18 protein-coding genes and 2 tRNA genes are annotated in these 20,409 nt (G+C 58.8%); 1 reads left to right on the plus strand and 19 read right to left on the minus strand.

The window, feature by feature from the left end; translation table 11 throughout:
- Window positions 1-49 precede the first annotated feature (49 nt).
- The 16 genes from NA637_RS13695 to rlmE form a co-directional block, all read right to left on the minus strand.
- On the minus strand, window positions 50-445 hold the full coding sequence (locus tag NA637_RS13695; RefSeq protein ID WP_256072944.1) for a BON domain-containing protein: 396 nt from the start codon (window positions 443-445) through the stop codon (window positions 50-52).
- A 265-nt stretch (window positions 446-710) separates the two neighbouring features.
- Entirely contained in the window at window positions 711-2,816 is a 2,106-nt protein-coding gene (pnp, locus tag NA637_RS13700; RefSeq protein ID WP_256072946.1) for a polyribonucleotide nucleotidyltransferase, read from the minus strand.
- A 163-nt stretch (window positions 2,817-2,979) separates the two neighbouring features.
- Window positions 2,980-3,249, minus strand: coding sequence for a 30S ribosomal protein S15 (gene rpsO / locus NA637_RS13705; protein WP_256072953.1), 270 nt, complete (start codon window positions 3,247-3,249; stop codon window positions 2,980-2,982).
- A 114-nt stretch (window positions 3,250-3,363) separates the two neighbouring features.
- Window positions 3,364-4,281, minus strand: a complete 918-nt coding sequence (gene truB, locus NA637_RS13710; protein WP_256072954.1) for a tRNA pseudouridine(55) synthase TruB — start codon at window positions 4,279-4,281, stop codon at window positions 3,364-3,366.
- A gap of 3 nt (window positions 4,282-4,284) precedes the next feature.
- Window positions 4,285-4,674 (minus strand): 30S ribosome-binding factor RbfA, encoded by a 390-nt coding sequence (gene rbfA / locus NA637_RS13715; protein WP_019342081.1) that lies wholly within the window; start codon window positions 4,672-4,674, stop codon window positions 4,285-4,287.
- Between the two features lie 125 nt (window positions 4,675-4,799).
- The gene (gene infB / locus NA637_RS13720; RefSeq protein ID WP_256072956.1) at window positions 4,800-7,301 is read right to left on the minus strand and encodes a translation initiation factor IF-2; all 2,502 of its coding nucleotides are present in this window, start codon (window positions 7,299-7,301) and stop codon (window positions 4,800-4,802) included.
- Window positions 7,302-7,329: 28 nt separating this feature from the next.
- A complete protein-coding gene (nusA, locus tag NA637_RS13725; RefSeq protein WP_256072961.1) occupies window positions 7,330-8,811 on the minus strand; it encodes a transcription termination factor NusA in 1,482 nt (493 codons plus the stop codon).
- A gap of 49 nt (window positions 8,812-8,860) precedes the next feature.
- Window positions 8,861-9,319: a ribosome maturation factor RimP gene (gene rimP / locus NA637_RS13730; protein WP_256072962.1), complete on the minus strand. Its 459-nt coding sequence runs from the start codon at window positions 9,317-9,319 to the stop codon at window positions 8,861-8,863.
- Between the two features lie 130 nt (window positions 9,320-9,449).
- Window positions 9,450-9,526, minus strand: a tRNA-Met gene (locus NA637_RS13735).
- A gap of 91 nt (window positions 9,527-9,617) precedes the next feature.
- A tRNA-Leu gene (locus tag NA637_RS13740) sits at window positions 9,618-9,703 on the minus strand.
- A 7-nt stretch (window positions 9,704-9,710) separates the two neighbouring features.
- The gene (gene secG / locus NA637_RS13745) at window positions 9,711-10,094 is read right to left on the minus strand and encodes a preprotein translocase subunit SecG (RefSeq protein WP_256072969.1); all 384 of its coding nucleotides are present in this window, start codon (window positions 10,092-10,094) and stop codon (window positions 9,711-9,713) included.
- 4 nt (window positions 10,095-10,098) lie between these two features.
- Window positions 10,099-10,854 carry a triose-phosphate isomerase gene (gene tpiA, locus NA637_RS13750; protein ID WP_256072971.1) on the minus strand — a complete coding sequence of 252 codons (756 nt, stop codon included), beginning with the start codon at window positions 10,852-10,854 and terminating at the stop codon, window positions 10,099-10,101.
- Window positions 10,855-10,920: 66 nt separating this feature from the next.
- Window positions 10,921-12,258 (minus strand): phosphoglucosamine mutase, encoded by a 1,338-nt coding sequence (gene glmM / locus NA637_RS13755; RefSeq protein WP_256072972.1) that lies wholly within the window; start codon window positions 12,256-12,258, stop codon window positions 10,921-10,923.
- A 10-nt stretch (window positions 12,259-12,268) separates the two neighbouring features.
- A complete protein-coding gene (folP, locus tag NA637_RS13760) occupies window positions 12,269-13,120 on the minus strand; it encodes a dihydropteroate synthase (RefSeq protein ID WP_256072974.1) in 852 nt (283 codons plus the stop codon).
- 16 nt (window positions 13,121-13,136) lie between these two features.
- Window positions 13,137-15,056: an ATP-dependent zinc metalloprotease FtsH gene (ftsH, locus tag NA637_RS13765; RefSeq protein WP_272889037.1), complete on the minus strand. Its 1,920-nt coding sequence runs from the start codon at window positions 15,054-15,056 to the stop codon at window positions 13,137-13,139.
- Between the two features lie 176 nt (window positions 15,057-15,232).
- Window positions 15,233-15,883 carry a 23S rRNA (uridine(2552)-2'-O)-methyltransferase RlmE gene (rlmE, locus tag NA637_RS13770; protein WP_256072975.1) on the minus strand — a complete coding sequence of 217 codons (651 nt, stop codon included), beginning with the start codon at window positions 15,881-15,883 and terminating at the stop codon, window positions 15,233-15,235.
- Between the two features lie 81 nt (window positions 15,884-15,964).
- Between rlmE and NA637_RS13775 the strand changes: the two genes are divergently transcribed.
- The gene (locus NA637_RS13775) at window positions 15,965-16,276 is read left to right on the plus strand and encodes a YhbY family RNA-binding protein (protein ID WP_256072977.1); all 312 of its coding nucleotides are present in this window, start codon (window positions 15,965-15,967) and stop codon (window positions 16,274-16,276) included.
- 26 nt (window positions 16,277-16,302) lie between these two features.
- On the opposite strand, the gene NA637_RS13780 is transcribed toward NA637_RS13775, so the two are convergent.
- The 3 genes from NA637_RS13780 to carB are packed head-to-tail and all read right to left on the minus strand — an operon-like array spanning window position 16,303 to window position 20,406.
- Window positions 16,303-16,701, minus strand: coding sequence for a DUF4149 domain-containing protein (locus tag NA637_RS13780; RefSeq protein WP_256072979.1), 399 nt, complete (start codon window positions 16,699-16,701; stop codon window positions 16,303-16,305).
- Between the two features lie 7 nt (window positions 16,702-16,708).
- Entirely contained in the window at window positions 16,709-17,188 is a 480-nt protein-coding gene (greA, locus tag NA637_RS13785) for a transcription elongation factor GreA (RefSeq protein ID WP_256072981.1), read from the minus strand.
- Window positions 17,185-20,406 (minus strand): carbamoyl-phosphate synthase large subunit, encoded by a 3,222-nt coding sequence (carB, locus tag NA637_RS13790; RefSeq protein ID WP_256072987.1) that lies wholly within the window; start codon window positions 20,404-20,406, stop codon window positions 17,185-17,187. The genes greA and carB overlap by 4 nt, the downstream gene beginning before the upstream one ends.
- Window positions 20,407-20,409: the final 3 nt, after the last annotated feature.

Here is a 20,409-nt window from a genome sequence, read left to right on the forward strand (position 1 = left end):
CAACGCTGGAACCCGCTGCAAGCTGTGGGTTCCAGTGTGGCCTGACCCGTCAGTCGACCGCTTTCAGACCGTCAGCAGAAACGTCTTTGACGCCTTCGATCGTCTTGGCCTTGTCGATGGCCATCTCGCGCTGTGCTTCGGTGGCCACAGTACCGGACAGTGAAACCACGCCGTTGTTGGTTTCGACTTCAATCTCCATGCCTGGAGTCGAGTCGCCAGCAAGCAGAGCAGATTTGACTTTAGTAGTAATCCAGGTGTCGGACATCGCCTCGCCCGCTTCGCCTGCGGTGCGCTCAGCGGCGTCCACGGTGTCGCTGGCGGCCAACATCATTGGTTGGGCCTCGTCAAATGCAGGCGTGGTGTCGGCGAACGCAGCCCCTGCCAGCGGCAAACTCAAGGCAGTCGCAATGGCGGCAGCAGTAATAGAGGTCTGGATCTTGTTCATGAGCGGCACTCCTGTTTTCTCATAGTAACTACGGTATATCTCCGCAGATTCACCTAATAGACCGCAAGCTACGTGCCAAGCTTAAAATTTAAAAATATCCTTAATATTCAACAATATAAGACTTAGTAGTGCCGCTATGCCACTAGCACTCTGCATGTTTCGATCAAGCGAAGCGTGCAGACTGCAATGCGCGCAACGTCGTGACCGGTATTTCGCCATCGCAAAAAAAAAAAGCCCCGAGGGGCTCTTTTTTCACCGGGGTGCTTTATGCGCCCGATGCTTCGGCAGCAGCCACATCCTTGATCGACAGTTTGATACGGCCGCGGTTGTCGACGTCCAGCACCAGGACTTTCACTTCCTGGCCTTCCTTGAGCACGTCGGTAACCTTCTCGACGCGCTGATCGCTCAGCATCGAGATGTGCACCAGCCCATCCTTGCCCGGCAAGATGTTGACGAAGGCTCCGAAATCGACGATGCGCTCAACCTTGCCAACGTAGATCTTGCCGATCTCGGCCTCAGCGGTGATCCCGAGAACGCGCTGCTTGGCAGCCTCTGCCGCCTCCTTGGTTTCACCGAAGATCTTGATCGAACCGTCGTCTTCGATGTCGATCGAGGCTTTGGTTTCTTCGCAGATGCTGCGGATGGTGGCGCCACCCTTGCCGATGACGTCGCGGATCTTGTCCTGGTCGACCTTCATCGCAATCATGGTCGGCGCGTTGGCCGACAGCTCTGTACGCGACTGACCGATGACCTGGTTCATCTGGCCGAGAATGTTCAGACGCGCTTCAAGCGCCTGACCCAGCGCGATTTCCATGATCTCTTCGGTGATGCCCTGGATCTTGATGTCCATCTGCAGCGCGGTCACGCCCCTGGAAGTACCGGCCACCTTGAAGTCCATGTCCCCCAGATGATCTTCGTCACCCAGAATATCGGTCAGAACCGCGAACTTTTCGCCTTCCTTCACCAGCCCCATGGCGATGCCGGCCACCGGAGCCTTCATCGGCACACCCGCGTCCATCAGCGCCAGGGAGGCACCACAGACCGAGGCCATCGAACTGGAGCCGTTGGACTCGGTGATTTCCGAGACCACCCGAATGGTATAAGGGAACTCATCGGCACTCGGCAGCATGGCCGCGACCGAACGGCGAGCCAGACGGCCGTGACCGATTTCGCGGCGACCGGTAGCGCCCATGCGGCCACACTCACCCACCGAGTAAGGCGGGAAGTTGTAGTGCAGCATGAAGGGATCTTTCTTCTCGCCTTCAAGGGTGTCGAGCAGCTGCGCGTCACGGGCGGTGCCGAGGGTGGCAACGACCAGAGCCTGGGTTTCGCCACGGGTGAACAGCGCCGAACCGTGGGTCTTGGCCAGCACACCAATTTCGATGTTCAGACCCCGAACAGTGCGGGCGTCGCGACCGTCGATGCGCGGCTTACCGTTGACGATGTTCTCGCGAACGGTGCGGTACTCGATTTCGCCGAAGGCTTCTTTGACTTCGCCAGCTGTCGGCTGGCCCACCTCACCGGAGAATTTGGCTACGACCTGTTCTTTCAGCTCACCCAGGCGCGCGTAGCGGTCCTGCTTGATGGTGATGGTGTACGCCTGCGAGATGGCCTCGCCGAATTCGCTGCGAATGGCATTGAGCAGTTGAGTATTTTCAGCCTTTGGCTGCCAATCCCAGGTCGGCTTGCCCGCTTCGGCTGCCAGCTCGGTAACGGCCTGCACTACGGCCTGGAACTCGTCGTGAGCGAAGAGCACCGCGCCCAGCATCTGGTCTTCGGTCAGCTCTTTGGCTTCCGACTCGACCATCAGTACGGCATCTTTGGTACCGGCAACGACCATGTCCAGGCTCGAGGCCTTGAGCTGCGCGTAGGTCGGGTTCAACAGGTAGCCGGTTTCCGGGTGGAAGGCGACGCGAGCAGCACCGATCGGACCGTTGAACGGAATGCCGGAAATCGCCAGCGCAGCCGAAGTACCGATCATCGCAGCGATGTCCGGATCAGTCTTCTTGCTGGTCGAAACGACCGTACAGATCACCTGGACTTCGTTCTGGAAGCCTTCGGGAAACAGCGGACGGATCGGGCGGTCGATCAGGCGCGAGGTCAGGGTTTCCTTTTCGGAAGGTCGCGCTTCACGCTTGAAGAAACCGCCTGGGATCTTGCCGGCCGCGTAGGTCTTTTCCTGGTAGTGAACCGAGAGCGGGAAAAAGCCCTTGCTCGGATCAGCAGTCTTGGCGCCGGTGACAGCAACCAGCACGGTCACGTCGTCATCAACGGTGACCAGCACGGCACCACTGGCTTGACGGGCAATACGGCCAGTCTCGAGGGTTACGGTCGATTGACCGAATTGAAATTTCTTGATTACCGGGTTCACGGTGGTTCCTTCTCTTTGTTGCCTTGGGGGAAATCGGCGGAAACGGCGGGAGTCGGACCCGATCGCTCCTGCAAAAGCCAAAAAGCTGAAAGCTCGAAGCTGAAAGCGGAGGATTCCCCCCCGACCCACAACTTCAAGCTTCCAGCTTCCAGCTCGCTACGTCTTAGCGACGCAGACCCAGACGACCGATCAGGGTGCTGTAACGAGTAGTGTCCTTGCCCTTCAGGTAATCCAGCAGCTTACGACGCTGGTTAACCATACGGATCAGACCACGACGGGAGTGGTGATCTTTGCCGTTGGCCTTGAAGTGACCTTGCAGCTTGTTGATGTTGGCGGTCAGCAGGGCTACCTGCACTTCCGGAGAACCGGTATCGCCTTCAGCTTGCTTGTACTCGTTAACGATCTGGATTTTTTCTTCAACGCTAAGTGCCATGATGGGCTCCTTCTTTGAACAGGCCGGGACATGTCCCGTGTTAGTAAAAGGAGTGACCGTGCCTGCCGACAGCCACCCTCATCACGCCCGCCACCGAAGCGGCGGGCGCACCGGTCATTCCGACCGAATCAATCGACGCGGCGCGATACGCCCGTCTTCGCTCACCTCACCGATACCGATGAAGCGACCATTTTGGTCCTGCACCCTTAGCATGCCGAACTTAGGCGCTTCCGGCGCACGTACCGGCTGGCCATGCAACCAATAAAACGCGCTGTGCTCAGAAAGTTGCAGTAGAGGCCAATGCTCAAGCCCGCTATCCACTGGTTTCAGAAAGGCATCTACCGCTTCTGCTCCGCCTTCTGCGTGAGCCTGCTCGAGCTCTTCAAGACTGACCGTCTGGCTGAGATCGAACGGCCCGGCTTGAGTTCTACGCAGCTCAGCGACGTGCGCACCACAACCCAACGCGTGCCCGATATCCTCGACCAACGTCCGGACATAGGTGCCTTTGCTACAGGCAACCGCCAGCCGCGCACGGTCATCCTCAAGCGAGAGCAAATCCAGGCGCGCAATGGTAACAGAACGCGGCTCGCGCTCCACTACCTCTCCTGCTCGCGCCAGCTTGTACAGCGGCTGGCCATCGCGCTTGAGTGCCGAATACATCGGCGGCACTTGCTGCAGATCACCGCGAAATTGTGGCAAAAGCGCTTCTAGCTGCGCTTGGCTGACGGCGACCGGCTTACGCTCGATCACCTCACCTTCTGCATCGGCCGTGGTAGTGGTCACACCGAGCTGGGCTACGGTCTCGTAGCCCTTATCAGCATCCAGCAAATATTGGGAGAACTTGGTAGCTTCCCCGAAGCACAGTGGCAGTACACCGGTGGCCAGCGGGTCCAGACTACCGGTATGCCCGGCTTTCTCGGCGTTGAGCAACCAGCGAACTTTCTGCAGGGCGGCGTTCGATGTGAAGCCGCGAGGTTTGTCGAGAAGAATGATGCCGCTGACCGCACGGCGGATGCGTTTTACCTGGGCCAAACCTTACTCTCCAAGATCGTCGCTGTGCTTGCGGTCTTCTGCTACAGCGCGCTCGATGAGCGAAGTCAGCTCGACACCACGACGCACACTGGCGTCGTAGTTGAAATGTAACTGCGGCACGGTACGAAGCTTCATCGCCTTGCCCAGCTGCATTCGCAGGAAACCGCTGGCATCGTTGAGAATCCGGAGATTACCCTTGACCGCATCTTCATCGTCATCCTTGCCCATGACCGTAATGAAAATCTTGGCATGGGACAGGTCACGACTGACCTCGACTGCCGTGATGGTTATCAGACCCAGACGGGGATCCTTGACTTCACGCTGGATGAGCTGCGCCAACTCGCGCTGCATCTGATCGCCAATACGCTGGGTACGGCTGAATTCTTTGGCCATATAAAGCTGCCTCAAACTGCAAGCTGCAAGTTGCAAGCTGTGAAATTTTTCAGCCACAAAACCAAACGGCAAGCCCAATCGGACGGCCGAAGCCACCTCTTGAAGCTTGCCGCTTGCAGCTGCTGTTAGAGCGAACGCGCCACTTCCACTTTTTCGAACACTTCGATCTTGTCGCCCGCCTTGACGTCGTTGTAACTCTTCACCGCGATACCGCACTCCATGCCGGCACGCACTTCCGCGACGTCGTCCTTGAAGCGACGCAGGGACTCCAGCTCGCCTTCAAAGATGACTACATCGTCGCGCAGGACGCGAATCGGACGATTGCGGTGCACGGTGCCTTCGGTGACCATGCAACCCGCCACGGCACCGAACTTCGGCGAACGGAACACATCGCGAACCTCTGCGATGCCCAGGATATTCTCCCGTACGTCGCTGCCCAGCATGCCGGTCAGGGCCTTTTTGACGTCTTCTATGATGTCGTAGATGACATTGTAGTAACGCAGATCCAGGCCTTCCTGTTCGACGATCTTGCGCGCACCGGCGTCGGCACGCACGTTGAAGCCAAACAGAACAGCGTTGGATGCCAGCGCCAGGTTGGCGTCGCTCTCGGTGATACCACCGACTCCGCCACCGATGACACGGACCTGCACCTCGTCGTTACCCAGGCCGCCAAGCGAACCTTGCAGCGCTTCCAGCGATCCACGAACATCGGCTTTGAGGACGATGTTAAGCGTCTTCTTCTCTTCCTGGCCCATGTTCTCGAAGATATTTTCCAGCTTGCCGGCATGCGCGCGGGCCAGCTTCACTTCGCGGAACTTGCCCTGACGGAACAAGGCCACTTCACGCGCCTTCTTCTCGTCGGCCAACACGCTGAGCTCATCACCCGCGTCGGGAGTGCCGTCAAGACCAAGGATCTCGACAGGAATCGACGGACCCGCTTCCTTGATTGATTTGCCGTTCTCGTCGAGCATGGCGCGGATACGGCCATAGTTGGAGCCAACCAGCGCCATATCGCCTTGACGCAGCGTACCGTCCTGAACAAGCACGGTCGCAACGGGGCCACGGCCCTTGTCCAATCGCGATTCGACCACAACGCCACGACCTGGAGCCGACGGGGTAGCGGTGAGCTCGAGGATCTCGGCCTGCAGCAGTACCGCCTCAAGCAGGTCGTCGACACCGGTACCCATCTTGGCCGATACCGATACGAACGGCGTGTCACCCCCCCACTCTTCTGACGTCACCCCGTGTACAGACAACTCACTGCGGATGCGATCAAGATCGGCGCCCGGCTTGTCGATCTTGTTCACGGCCACCACCAGCGGGACGCCAGCAGCCTTGGCATGCTGAATGGCCTCGATGGTTTGCGGCATCACACCATCGTCTGCGGCAACCACGAGAATGACGATGTCAGTCGCTTGTGCACCACGCGCACGCATGGCTGTAAACGCGGCGTGGCCCGGCGTGTCGAGGAAAGTAACCATTCCACGATCGGTTTCGACGTGATAAGCACCGATGTGCTGAGTGATACCACCCGCTTCGCCTGCAGCCACCTTGGCGCGACGAATGTAATCAAGCAGCGAGGTCTTGCCGTGGTCGACGTGACCCATGACGGTCACGACTGGCGCACGGGTGATGGCCTCACCTTCGAACTTCAGCAGTTCGGCCAGTTGCTCTTCCAAGGCGTTATCACTGACCAGCTTGACCTTGTGGCCCAGCTCTTCGGCGATCAGCTGGGCAGTTTCCCGGTCCAGCACCTGGTTGATGGTCACCGGGGTGCCCATCTTGAACATGAACTTGATGACTTCCGCCGCCTTGACCGACATCTGCTGCGCCAAATCGCCGACGGTGATGGTTTCACCGATGGCAACCTCGCGAACGATCGGTCCGCTCGGGCTCTGGAAGCCGTGCGCGTTGCGCTTCTTCAGCTTCGATTTACCGCGCCCACCGCGACGGAAACCATCGGCGTCGTCTTCGCCAGTACGTGCAGTACGCGACAGCGGTGCTTTCGCCTTCAGGGAAGGGCGATGCTGGGCCTGCTTGCGATCCCGACGCTCGTCGTCATCGCTACGAGCCTTATCGGGGCGACGCGGCTCCTCCCTCTTGCGCTCATCGACCGGAGGAGCAACGGGAGCGACCGGGGCGGGTTCAGCTGCTACAGCTGCAGCCGGTTCTGCAGGTGCAGTTGCTGGGGTTTCCGCCTTGGCTACTGCCTCGGCCTGACGGCGAGCTTCTTCTTCGGCCCGTTGCCGTGCTTCTTCAGCAGCCTTCTGACGAGCCGCTTCCTCCACTGCGCGCTGTTCCTCGAGTTCGCGCTGCTTCTCAGCTTCGATCTCGTCTGGGCTGCGCTTGACGAAGGTCTTCTTCTTGCGCACTTCAACGCTGATGGTCTTGCTGCCAGCCACCTTCAACTTGGTCGTGGTTTTGCGCTGCAAGGTAATTTTGCGCGGCTCATCCACTTTGGCACCGTGGCTGCTTTTGAGGTGCGCCAACAGGGCCTGCTTTTCGTTATCGGTCACTACTTGCTCGGCGCTGGTGTGCGACAGTCCTGCCTCACGCATCTGCTGTAGCAGTCGCTCGACCGGTGTGTCGACCACCTGGGCCAGTTCTTTCACCGTGACTTGCGTCATGCATCTCTCTCCTCAGGCCGCTAATTACTTACTCGAACCAATGGGCTCGGGCGGCCATGATCAGCTTGCCGGCACGTTCTTGATCTATGCCGTCTATGTCGAGCAGGTCGTCAATCGACTGCTCGGCCAGGTCTTCGCGGGTGATTACACCCCGCATCGCCAACTCGACCGCCAGTTCCTTGTCCATGCCATCCAGCGCAAGCAAATCCTCCGCTGGCTGGGCATCTGCCAGTTTTTCTTCCGTTGCGATCGCTCTGGTCAGCAGGCGATCCTTGGCGCGGGTTCTCAGCTCGTTGACGATATCTTCGTCGAAGCCTTCGATGCCAAGCATTTCCTCCATTGGGACGTAGGCGATCTCTTCGAGAGAGGTAAAACCTTCCTCGACCAGTAGTTGCGCCAGCTCCTCATCGACGTCGAGCTCTTCGATGAAGTTGCGCAAGATGTCGCCGGTTTCTTCTTGCTGCTTGCTCTGGATGTCCGCCTCGGTCATCACGTTCAGCGTCCAGCCGGTCAGTTGGCTGGCAAGACGGACATTCTGTCCGCCCCGTCCGATTGCCTGAGCCAGATTGTCTTCGCCAACCGCGATATCCATGGCGTGCGCATCTTCGTCGACGATGATGGCAGCCACTTCAGCCGGGGCCATTGCATTGGTGACGAATTGTGCAGGGTTCTCGTCCCACAGCACGATGTCGACACGCTCGCCGCCAATCTCGCCGGAAACGGCCTGAACACGCGAACCGCGCATACCGATACAGGCGCCCTGCGGATCGATCCGCTTGTCTTTCGAGCGTACGGCTATCTTGGCGCGCGAGCCCGGATCCCTCGAAGCCGCCTTCACCTCGATCAGCCCTTCGGCAATTTCCGGCACTTCGATGCGGAACAGCTCGATGATCATCTGCGGCGCTGTGCGAGAAAGGATTAGTTGAGGTCCGCGATTCTCGGTGCGAATTTCCTTCAGCAAGGCGCGAACTCGCGCACCGACCCGAAAGGTCTCCCGAGCAATGATGTCTTCCCGGGCCAGTAACGCTTCCGCGTTATTGCCCAGATCGACGATGACACTGTCACGGGTTACCTTTTTTACCGTACCGGAAATGATCTCGCCCACGCGATCACGGTAGGCCTCGACCACCTGGGCACGCTCAGCCTCCCGGACCTTCTGCACGATAACCTGCTTGGCTGTCTGAGCGGCGATCCGACCGAACTCGATCGACTCGACTTTTTCCTCTAAAACGTCACCCACCTTGGCCCCAGCGTCAATGGCCTGCTTCATATCGACAGTCAACTGATGTGCCGGATCGTCGAAATCCTCTTCCTCGACCACCGTCCAGCGGCGGAAGGTCTCGTAGCTACCGTTCTGCCGATTGATCTCGACCCGCAGGTCAACCTCGTCCTCGAAGCGCTTTTTGGTAGCAGTGGCCAAAGCCAGCTCCAATGCCTCGAAGATTACACTGGCCGGTACGCCTTTCTCGTTGGATACCGACTCCACAACCAGCAGTACTTCTTTGCTCATCGTACGCCTCGCCTATCGCAATCCATTGGGGGTCCGCGGGATCCGCGACTCACTCAAAACGGGGAATTATGTTGGCCTTGTCGATCATGTCGATCGGCAACAGGTATTCGTGATCGTCGACCAGCACCACTACATCCTGCTCCTCGACCCCGCGCAGAAGACCTTGGAAATTGCGCCGACCCTCATAGGACGAACGCAGCTTGATTTTGACTTGCTCGCCCGCATGGGTCGTGAACTGCTCGAGCGTGAACAGAGGCCGATCCATTCCAGGAGAGGACACTTCAAGGGTGTAATCAGAGCTGATCGGATCCTCAACGTCGAGCACACCACTCAGTTGACGGCTGACTGTTTCGCAGTCATCGACAAGAATACCGTTGGGATGGTCGATGTAGACCCGCAACAAGGAATGCCGACCCTGCGACATGAACTCGATGCCCCAACATTGATAGCCGAGCGCCTCGACCACTGGGGCCAACAAGGCCTGCAACTGTTCTAGCTTGCTCGACATCGAAGTCCCTCGCGCACGCTGTACAAATGAAAAATGGGCGAAACGCCCATCCATGAACGATCGCCTGTAGATGCCGGCGACCTGGCTTGAAGCTAATAAAAAGCCCCTCGACAGGGGCTTTTTTATCAACTGGTTGCGGGGGCTGGATTTGAACCAACGACCTTCGGGTTATGAGCCCGACGAGCTACCAGACTGCTCCACCCCGCGTCAAACTGGGCACGAATTATACGACCGCGCCTACACCAGGTCAACCCAAACACTGAAAACAAGAAAGCCCGCATCTGCGGGCCTGCTTGTTTGGTACCGAGGAGGGGACTCGAACCCCTACAGCCTATGGCCACTACCACCTCAAGGTAGCGTGTCTACCAATTCCACCACCTCGGCAAAAACCTTATTCTTGCCCCTGTAGCTGAGGCACTTCATCTGCAGCAGGCGCGGACGGAGCATTTTCCAGAACCGGCACATCTTCCACCACCGGTTTGCTCGCCGGCACTTCCAGCACTGCCGGATCCGGCAGGCCTGCGCCCGAGACCTGGTCAGCCTGACGCGTTGCGAAAAACGCCAAGCCCAGGCTTGTAGCGAAAAAAACGCAGGCGAGCATAGCAGTAAAACGACTCAGAAAGGTAGAAGAACCTTGGCTTCCGAATACAGTTGCCGAAGCACCCGAACCAAAGGACGCACCCGCGTCAGCCCCCTTTCCTTGCTGCAGCAACACCAACGCAACCACGCCAATGGCAACCAGCAGATGCACCACAATCACAACAGTCTGCAACATCTGATCAGTTCCCTGCGGCACGACAGATCGCACCGAAATCATTCGCTTTCAGAGAGGCGCCACCGATAAGCCCCCCATCGATATCCGGCATGCCAAAAAGCTCAGCAGCATTTTCCGCCTTTACACTGCCTCCGTACAGGAGCCGCACGCCTTCGGCGACACGTTGATCCTCACGGGACAGCTGCTCTCGGATAGCCGAATGTACTTCCTGAGCCTGTAGCGGCGTCGCCGTCAGCCCGGTACCTATCGCCCAGACCGGCTCGTACGCCACAACCGCCCTCTCAAAAGCGGAAACCCCGGCATCAGCCAAAATGCAACCCAGCTGACGCTCAACCACTTCAAGCGTCTGCCCGGCTTGGCGCTGCTCCAGCGTCTCGCCCAGACACAGCACCGGCGTCATGCCGCACGCCAATGCTGCTGCAAACTTTTTGCTTACCACCTCGTCACTTTCACCCAAAATCAGGCGTCGCTCGGAGTGACCAACCAACACCCAACTGGAACCCGCGTCAGCCAGCTGAGAGGCGGACTCCTCGCCCGTCAGCGCACCAAAGCCAGCATCCACCGCACAGTCCTGAGCACCTACGGCAATTGCCGTGCCTTCCAGGCCGACCACAACCTGCACCAAATGTACAGTCGTCGGAAACACCACCACCTCGACCCTTTCAGGCATGCCCTGTTGGCGAAGCGCCTCGATCAGCTCTGCGACGCTGGCGCGGGTACCGTTCATTTTCCAGTTACCAGCTACCAGTGGGCGACGCATGCTTTACCTCGTCGGTCAAAGTGGGCGCAGATGGTACTCAACGAAAACACCTCTGGCAAGCAGCAATCATGCACAAACTTGCGTTACAGCGTTCGCCAGTTCCTCAGCGTAACAGCGAACCTGACTTTCATCATCGCCTTCGACCATCACCCGCACCAAAGGCTCGGTCCCGGACTTACGCAACAGCACGCGCCCCCGCCCTGCCATCCGCTCGGTAACACTGTCACAGACTGCCTGAACCTGGGGATGTGCAATCGGGTCCAGATCACCGCGGAACCGAACATTTATCAACACCTGGGGGCATTTATTCCAAGCCAGACGCTCCTGTGCCAGGCTGCGCCCGCGACGTTTCAAAGCGAGCACAACCTGGAGCGCGGCGATAATGGCATCACCCGTGGTGGCATGCTGCGCGCAGACAATGTGACCTGAGTTTTCGCCACCGAGCGCCCAGTCGCGCTCGAGCATTTCCGCCATCACATAACGATCCCCGACTTTGGCGCGAACGAAGGGAATATCACGCGCCTTGAGCGCCAGCTCCAAACCGAGGTTGCTCATCAATGTCCCGACAACGCCTCCTACCAGGCAGTCGCGGTCCTGCAGGTCGGTGGCGATGATGTAAAGCAGCTCATCACCATCTACTTGAACCCCGGTATGATCGACCATCATCACGCGGTCGCCGTCGCCATCGAAGGCGATACCAAGGTCTGCACCCTGCTCGGTCACCGCCCTCTGTAGCTGGGCCACGTGAGTGGACCCCACATCAGCGTTGATATTCAACCCATCTGGCTGAGCAGCGATAACCACCACTTCGGCGCCAAGTTCCCGGAAGACACTGGGCGCCACCTTATAAGTCGCTCCGTGAGCGCAATCGAGCACGATCTTCATACCACTGAAATCCGTACTGGTCGGCACGCTGCTTTTACAGAATTCGATATAGCGCCCCGCTGCATCGTTTATTCGTGAAGCTTTACCGAGCTGCACCGAATCCACCACCGTCATCGGCGTGTCGAGCAGCTCCTCGATCATCAGCTCAACTTCATCAGGCAGTTTCGTTCCGCACCCGGAGAAGAACTTGATTCCATTATCGTGATGAGGGTTATGCGAGGCACTGATTACGATGCCGGCGTCGGCATGGAAGGTGCGCGTCAGATACGCAACTGCCGGGGTAGGCATGGGCCCTAGCAGCAGTACATCGGCGCCTGCGGCAGACAGTCCAGCCTGCAGCGCAGATTCGAACATGTATCCGGATATCCGCGTGTCTTTGCCGATCAGAATGCGACATTTCCCGTGCTTACGAAATGCCATACCCGCCGCCCAACCAAGCCTCAGCATAAATTCCGGCGTGATCGGAAATTGCCCGACATGACCCCGAATGCCATCGGTGCCGAAGTACTTTCTACCCATAAATTGATCCCTATTCTGCCGCTTGCACTGCCGCAATCATTCGAACCACATCAACCGTTTCAGCCACATCATGCACCCGGAGGATGCCCGCACCCTTCACAACGGCCAGCGTTGCAAGCGCCAAACTTCCATATAGACGGTGCGCCACGTCGCGCTGCAAGACCTGGCCGACCATACTCTTGCGGGAAACGCCAACAAGCAACGGCCGCCCCAACACATGGAGCCGTTCCAGCTTGTTGAACAGATGCAGATTGTGGGAGAGGGTCTTGGCGAAGCCGAACCCCGGATCGAGCACAATCCGGTCGTCAGGGATGCCGGCAGCCACGCAAAGCTCCATGCGCCCACGCAAGAAGCTCACGACCTCGCTGGTGACATCGTCATAGCGAGGATCGTTCTGCATATCGCCAGGCTCACCCCGCATATGCATCAGGCACACTGGTAGCCCGCTGTCTGCCGCCGCATCCAGGGCCCCGTCACGAGACAGCGAACGGACATCATTGATTAAACCCGCACCCAGTCTGGCCGTCTCGCGAATCACGGCAGGTGTCGAAGTGTCCACCGAAATAATCACGTCAAGCTCGCGAGCAATCGCCTCCACCACAGGCGCAACACGCTCAAGCTCTTCGATTGGCGAAACAATGCCCGCACCCGGGCGAGTCGACTCCCCACCTACGTCGACCAACGTCGCCCCCGCTGCCACCATCGAGGCGGCGTGCCGCAGCGCAGCATCGATACCCGCATGCTGACCGCCATCGGAGAACGAATCGGGTGTGACGTTCAGAATACCCATGACATGCGGGCGCGACAAATCAAGAACCCGGCTGCCACAGGACAGCCGGGTTGAGTACGGCTTTTCGCTCATCTAACGCAGCCCCAGCTTAGTGCTCGCCAGCTGGACCACCAATCGGTGTCTGTGGGCGGCCGCCTTCAGGCTGAATGGGCGTTCCGGTTGGACCGGAGCCGTCCTGCCAGTCACGCGGCTCCCGCGGAATCCGACCAGCCATGATGTCATCAATCTGATCAGCGTCGATGGTCTCGTACTTCATCAGCGTCTCAGCCATCACATCAAGCTTGTCACGGTTGTCGGCGAGGATCTGCCTGGCCGTGCCGTAACACTGATCGATGATGCTGCGCACTTCCAGATCGATCAGCTTCGCAGTGTCACCGGACACATTGGTGTGCTGGCTACCCGCACTGCGACCCAGGAAAACTTCACCCTCTTCCTCCGCATACATCAGCGGGCCCAACTTTTCGGACAAGCCCCACTTGGTAACCATGTTACGAGCCAGCTGGGTAGCGCGCATGATGTCATTGGACGCGCCGGTCGTAACACCTTCAAAGCCGAGCGTCATTTCCTCTGCGATCCGCCCCCCGAACAGCGAACAGATCTGACTGATCAAGGCGCGCTTGGAAAGGCTGTAGCGATCTTCCTCCGGCAGGAACATCGTCACTCCCAATGCTCTGCCGCGGGGAATGATCGATACCTTATAGACCGGATCGTGCTCCGGAACGACGCGCCCAACGATGGCATGACCCGCCTCGTGGTAAGCCGTATTGAGCCGTTCCTTCTCGGACATGACCATCGACTTGCGCTCAGCGCCCATCATGATCTTGTCCTTGGCCAGCTCGAACTCTTTCATTTCAACCACACGCTTGCCGGCGCGCGCAGCAAACAACGATGCCTCGTTGACCAGATTGGCCAGGTCGGCGCCTGAAAATCCGGGTGTTCCACGCGCAATCAAAGCCGGCTCGACACTGTCGCCAAGCGGAACCTTGCGCATGTGAACTTTGAGGATCTGTTCGCGACCACGAATATCGGGCAGCCCAACAACCACCTGACGGTCGAAACGGCCGGGGCGAAGCAGGGCTGGGTCGAGGACATCCGGCCGGTTGGTGGCAGCGATGACGATGATGCCGTCATTCGCCTCGAAACCGTCCATTTCGACCAGCAACTGGTTCAATGTCTGCTCCCGTTCATCGTGACCGCCGCCGAGACCTGCGCCACGATGGCGCCCCACGGCGTCAATCTCGTCGATGAAAATGATGCACGGCGCGTGCTTCTTGGCTTGCTCGAACATGTCGCGCACACGGCTGGCACCCACACCGACGAACATTTCAACGAAATCGGAACCGGAGATCGTAAAGAATGGAACCTTGGCCTCACCTGCAACCGCTTTAGCCAACAGCGTCTTACCCGTACCCGGTGAACCGACCATCAGCACACCGCGTGGAATACGCCCCCCAAGCCGTTGAAACTTGCCTGGATCACGCAGGAATTCGACCAGCTCGGTAACTTCTTCCTTGGCCTCGTCACAACCCGCGACATCAGCAAACGTCGTCTTGACCTGGTCTTCCGACAGCAGCCGAGCCTTGCTCTTGCCAAAGCTCATCGGGCCGCCCTTGCCGCCAGCACCGCCTTGCATCTGACGCATGAAAAACATGAAGACCGCAATGATCACCAGAATCGGGAAGCTCGCCACCAACAGCTGCGTCCAGATGCTCTGCTGCTCAGGCTGCTTGCCTTCGATCACCACATCGTTGTTGATGAGGTCACCGATCAAACCATTGTCCTGAATCGCCGGACGGATCGTTTTAAAGGTCTCGCCGTCACTGCGCTTTCCGGTAATGACGAAACCGTCAACAGTCACGCGCTCGACCTGGCCTTCTTTGACCTGCTCGATGAAATCCGAATAGTTGAGCGTCTGCGGCTCGGTAGGGCTGGAAAAGTTGTTCATCACCGTCACCAGGACAGCGGCAATGATCAACCACAAAACCAGGTTTTTTGCCATGTCGTTCAATTCACTACCCTCTAGAGCAGGCGTGTTGTCGGAAGCCTGCATGACGGCCGATGGTTCGTTCTCGGCCTAACTTACTACACAACGTAGCTGAACAGGCAGCTCGGTCTGTAACCCGATATGAACCATGCCCGTATTTCACGGGTGGCATGTGCCAGAATAATTCCAGTCCCACGCGGTTAAGACCGCAGCGCCTGCATCTTGTTGCCATCACCCCGATAACCGCGCGCCAGCAAATACTGTTCCCGCGAGCGGTCCCTCGAGGACAAGGGTTTGCGCATCTGTAGCTTGTCGAAATTCTGTCTGACATCCTTCAGATAGGCGTCGAAACCATCCCCCTGAAAGATCTTGATCAGAAAATCGCCACCTGGGCGCAACACCCGCATGGCCAGATCCAGCGCGAGCTCGCAAAGAAACATCGCGCGCGCCTGGTCGGCCACCTTCACTCCACTCATATTGGGGGCCATATCGGAAATCACAAGGTCTACTTGGGTTTCACCGATGGCCTGAAGGATCTCGGCGAACACTTCGTCCTCAGTAAAATCGCCAAGCACGAAGGTGACGTCGGCGATGCTGTCCATGGGCAGAATGTCGGAAGCGATCAGCCGCCCACGATCGCCGATCACTCGGCTGGTGACCTGCGACCAGCCTCCCGGCGCCGCGCCGAGATCGACGACGGTCATGCCTGGCCGCAGGATACGATCCTTTTCCTGAATCTCGAGCAGCTTGTAGCTGGCCCGGGACCGATAGCCATCACGCTGCGCCATCTTTACATAGGGATCGTCGAAATGTTCTTTCAGCCAACGCGGGCTGGTCTTGGAGCGTGCCAAGCTGTTACCTCATCTGTGCGGCTCAGAGCGTGTCAGTTACACTAGCCGGGTTTTCCAGGGTTCTGACGCAAGGGTCGAATTATGCCGCTCACTAACGAGCAGAAGAAACAGTACAAATCCATCGGCCATCACCTGAAGCCTGTATTGATCGTCTCGGAGAACGGCCTGACCGATGGCGTTCAGGCTGAACTGGAGCGTGCCTTGAGCGATCACGAACTGATCAAGGTACAGCTGCGAATCAGCGAACGCGACGATCGGCGTGCCGTGACCGAAGAGCTCTGCAAAATCGGTGGCTGCGAATTGGTCCAGTCCATCGGCAAGATGGCGCTGATTTACCGCAAGAACCCCAAGGTGAACAAGCAACTGTCCAACGTGCATCGCTTTCAGGGCTGAGCCATTCTTCGGCCGCCGTACTCCTGCTAGCGCTCCCGTCCGGGAGCGACTTGCAGCACCAGGATCAACCCGCACAACCCCATCGCCAGATAACTGAACATCAACCAGTACGGTGATTCGATAACGCCGGCGCGCGCCGCAAAATGGCTCCCCGCAAGCAGCAGTACAGCGAGCAACACCTGCCCTCGCAGATCACGCCAAAGACTGCGAAGTCCAAAGAGCTGGACCAGCACCAGCGCTTGCAGCAGCACACAGAACGCAGCGAAGCCCACCAGCAAGGGTTGCAGGCTGCCCGCAATCTCCTCGATGAGCAGCGGCGCCAGGCCAATCTTGGCCAGCGCCGGCAGCATTACGAACTGCAGAAGCCATAGCCCGCCGACCCAGAATGTCTGAGCCAGCAGCCAGCTGATCGCGCCGGCGCGCATTGGCCGGTCAGGAGAAATGTCGGACCTCGACGATCTCATATTCGATCAGGCCGCCGGGCGTTTTCACCGCCACCACGTCCCCTTCCTCCTTGCCTACCAAGGCTCGGGCGATAGGCGAACTGACCGAAAGCTTGCCACGCTTGATGTCGGCCTCGTCGTCACCCACGATCTGATAGGTCACCGCCTCATCCGTTGCTACGTTGGCGATTTCCACGGTTGTCCCGAAGATGACCTTACCCGTGTGCGGGATAGTCGCCACGTCGATCACCTGGGCGTTCTGCAGACGGCCCTCGATGTCGCGAATACGCGCCTCGACCATGCCTTGCTGTTCACGCGCCGCGTGGTATTCGGCGTTTTCCTTCAGATCCCCGAGCTCACGCGCCTCGGCAATGGCCTGCGTAATCTGCGGGCGCAGTTCGGTTTTCAAATGCTTGAGTTCGTCCTCCAGGGCGCGTGCGCCCTGGACAGTCATTGGATATTTAGTCATGCCTTGATTCCTGCATGGAGATCCTGCAAGCGGCGCACGGTCTTCTCAGGACCGAACTTCAACGCCTCACAGATTGCCTGCCCACCAGCCAGGGTGGTGGTGCAGCAGATCTTGTGCTGCAGAGCGTTACGACGGATTGAATAAGAGTCGGCGATGGACTGCCGCCCCTCGGTAGTATTGATGATCAGAGTGACCTCGTCATTCTTGATCATGTCGACAACGTGCGGGCGACCCTCGGTTACCTTGTTGACCCGACGCACCGGCAAGCCGGCCGCCTCGATGAGCTTGGCCGTACCCGCTGTACCGACCACTTCGAAACCGAGCTCGATCAGATCCCGCGCGACCTGGGCCACGTGCGGCTTGTCATCGTCACGCACGCTGATGAAGGCGCAGCCGCCATTGGGCAGAATTTCACTCGCACCTAGCTGCGCCTTGGCGAAAGCTTCGGCGAAGCTGTCGCCGACACCCATCACTTCACCGGTGGATTTCATTTCCGGGCCGAGAATCGGATCGACGCCGGGAAACTTGGAGAAGGGGAATACTGCTTCCTTGACACTGTAGAAGTTCGGGATGATCTCTTCGGTCATGCCAACTTCCGCCAGTGTTTTGCCCGCCATGACGCGAGCAGCAATCATTGCCAGCGACACGCCGATGCACTTCGATACAAAGGGAACGGTACGTGACGCACGCGGGTTCACTTCGATCACGAAGATGTCTTCGCCCTGAACGGCCATTTGCACATTCATCAAGCCGACCACACCGAGCTCGAGGGCCATCTTCTTGACCTGATCGCGGATCTCATCCTGGATATGCGCCGGCAACGAGTAAGGCGGCAAGGAACAGGCAGAGTCGCCCGAGTGCACGCCAGCCTGCTCGATGTGCTGCATGATCGCGCCGATTACCACATGTTTGCCGTCGCACACCGCGTCGATATCAACTTCGATGGCGCAGTTAAGGAAGTGGTCGAGCAGCACCGGGCTGTCGTTCGACACCTTCACCGCTTCGCGCATGTAGCGCTTGAGTTCTTCTTCCTGGTAGACAATTTCCATCGCCCTACCGCCCAGCACGTAGGACGGGCGCACCACCAGCGGATAACCGATCACTTTCGAGGCGGCGAGCGCCTCTTCTTCGCTACGGGCGGTCGCGTTGGGCGGCTGGCGCAGGTTCAGGCGCTCGACCATCTGCTGGAAGCGCTCGCGATCTTCGGCCCGGTCGATGGAGTCAGGACTGGTACCGATGATTGGTACACCCGCTTCTTCCAGAGCACGAGCCAGTTTCAGCGGAGTCTGGCCGCCATACTGCACAATCACGCCCTTAGGCTGCTCAACACGGACGATTTCCAGCACATCTTCCAGGGTTACCGGCTCGAAGTATAGACGATCCGACGTGTCGTAATCAGTGGAAACGGTCTCCGGGTTGCAGTTGACCATGATGGTTTCGTAACCGTCTTCACGCATGGCCAGCGCCGCATGCACGCAGCAGTAGTCGAACTCGATGCCTTGCCCGATACGGTTCGGACCGCCACCGAGGATCATGATCTTGTCGCGACTGGACGGGTTGGCCTCGCACTCTTGCTCGTAGGTCGAATACATGTAGGCGGTGTCGGTGGCAAATTCCGCGGCGCACGTATCGACCCGCTTGTAGACCGGCAAGACCTTGAGTTTGTGACGATGATTGCGCAAATTCTTCTCGGTGACGCCAAGCAATTTCGCCAGACGCGCGTCGGAGAAGCCCTTGCGCTTGAGCCTGTACATCACATCATGATCGATGCTGGACAAGCCCATGGTCTTGATCCGTTCCTCCTCCTTGATCAGATCCTCGATCTGCACCAGGAACCACTCATCGATCCGAGTCAGATCGAAGACTTCGGCAACCGACTTTCCGGCGCGGAAAGCGTCGGCCAGATACCAGATGCGATCGGCGCCCGGCACGGTAAGCTCGCGCTTGAGCGCGCCCTCGCTTTCGGGGTCAGCCAGATCGAGCTTCGGATCGAAGCCGGATACACCCACCTCCAGACCGCGCAATGCTTTCTGTACGGATTCCTGGAAGGTACGACCGATAGCCATGACTTCACCGACAGACTTCATCTGGGTGGTCAGACGCGCATCGGCCTTGGGGAATTTCTCGAAGGCAAAGCGCGGGATCTTGGTGACGACGTAGTCGATGGCCGGCTCGAACGATGCCGGGGTGCGACCACCGGTGATGTCGTTGGACAGTTCGTCGAGGGTGTAGCCCACAGCCAGCTTCGCCGCGATCTTGGCGATCGGGAAGCCGGTGGCCTTGGAAGCCAGCGCCGACGAACGCGACACGCGCGGGTTCATCTCGATCACCACCATCCGGCCGGTGTTCGGGCAGATGCCGAACTGCACGTTGGAGCCGCCGGTTTCCACGCCGATCTCGCGCAGCACCGCCAGCGAGGCGTTGCGCATGATCTGGTATTCCTTGTCGGTCAGGGTCTGCGCCGGGGCCACGGTGATGGAGTCGCCGGTGTGCACGCCCATCGGGTCGAAGTTCTCGATGGCGCAGACGATGATGCAATTGTCCTTCTTGTCGCGGACCACCTCCATCTCGTATTCCTTCCACCCGATCAGCGACTCGTCGATCAGCAGTTCGCTGGTCGGCGACAGGTCGAGACCGCGGGCGCAGATCTCCTCGAACTCTTCACGGTTGTAGGCGATACCGCCGCCGGTGCCACCCATGGTGAACGAAGGGCGGATGATGCAAGGGAAGCCGACTTTCTCGAGGACGCCGTAGGCTTCGTCCATGTTGTGCGCGATGCCGGAGACCGGACACGCCAGGCCAATGTTCTTCATCGCCTTGTCGAAGCGTGAGCGGTCTTCGGCCTTGTCGATGGTGTCGGCATTGGCACCGATCATCTCGACGCCGAACTTCTCCAGCACGCCGTGCTTCTCCAGGTCCAGCGCGCAGTTCAGCGCGGTCTGGCCGCCCATGGTCGGCAGCAGCGCGTCGGGACGCTCCTTCTCGATGATCTTGGCCACGGTGGCCCACTTGATCGGCTCGATGTAAGTGGCGTCGGCCATGGCCGGGTCGGTCATGATGGTGGCCGGGTTGGAGTTCACCAGAATGACCCGAAACCCTTCTTCGCGCAGCGCCTTGCACGCCTGGGCGCCGGAATAGTCGAACTCGCAGGCCTGGCCGATGACGATGGGGCCGGCACCGAGGATCAGGATGCTCTTTATGTCTGTACGCTTGGGCATGGG

The sequence above is a fragment of the Stutzerimonas stutzeri genome, assembly GCF_024448935.1.
Taxonomy (GTDB): Bacteria; Pseudomonadota; Gammaproteobacteria; order Pseudomonadales; family Pseudomonadaceae; genus Stutzerimonas; species Stutzerimonas stutzeri_AO.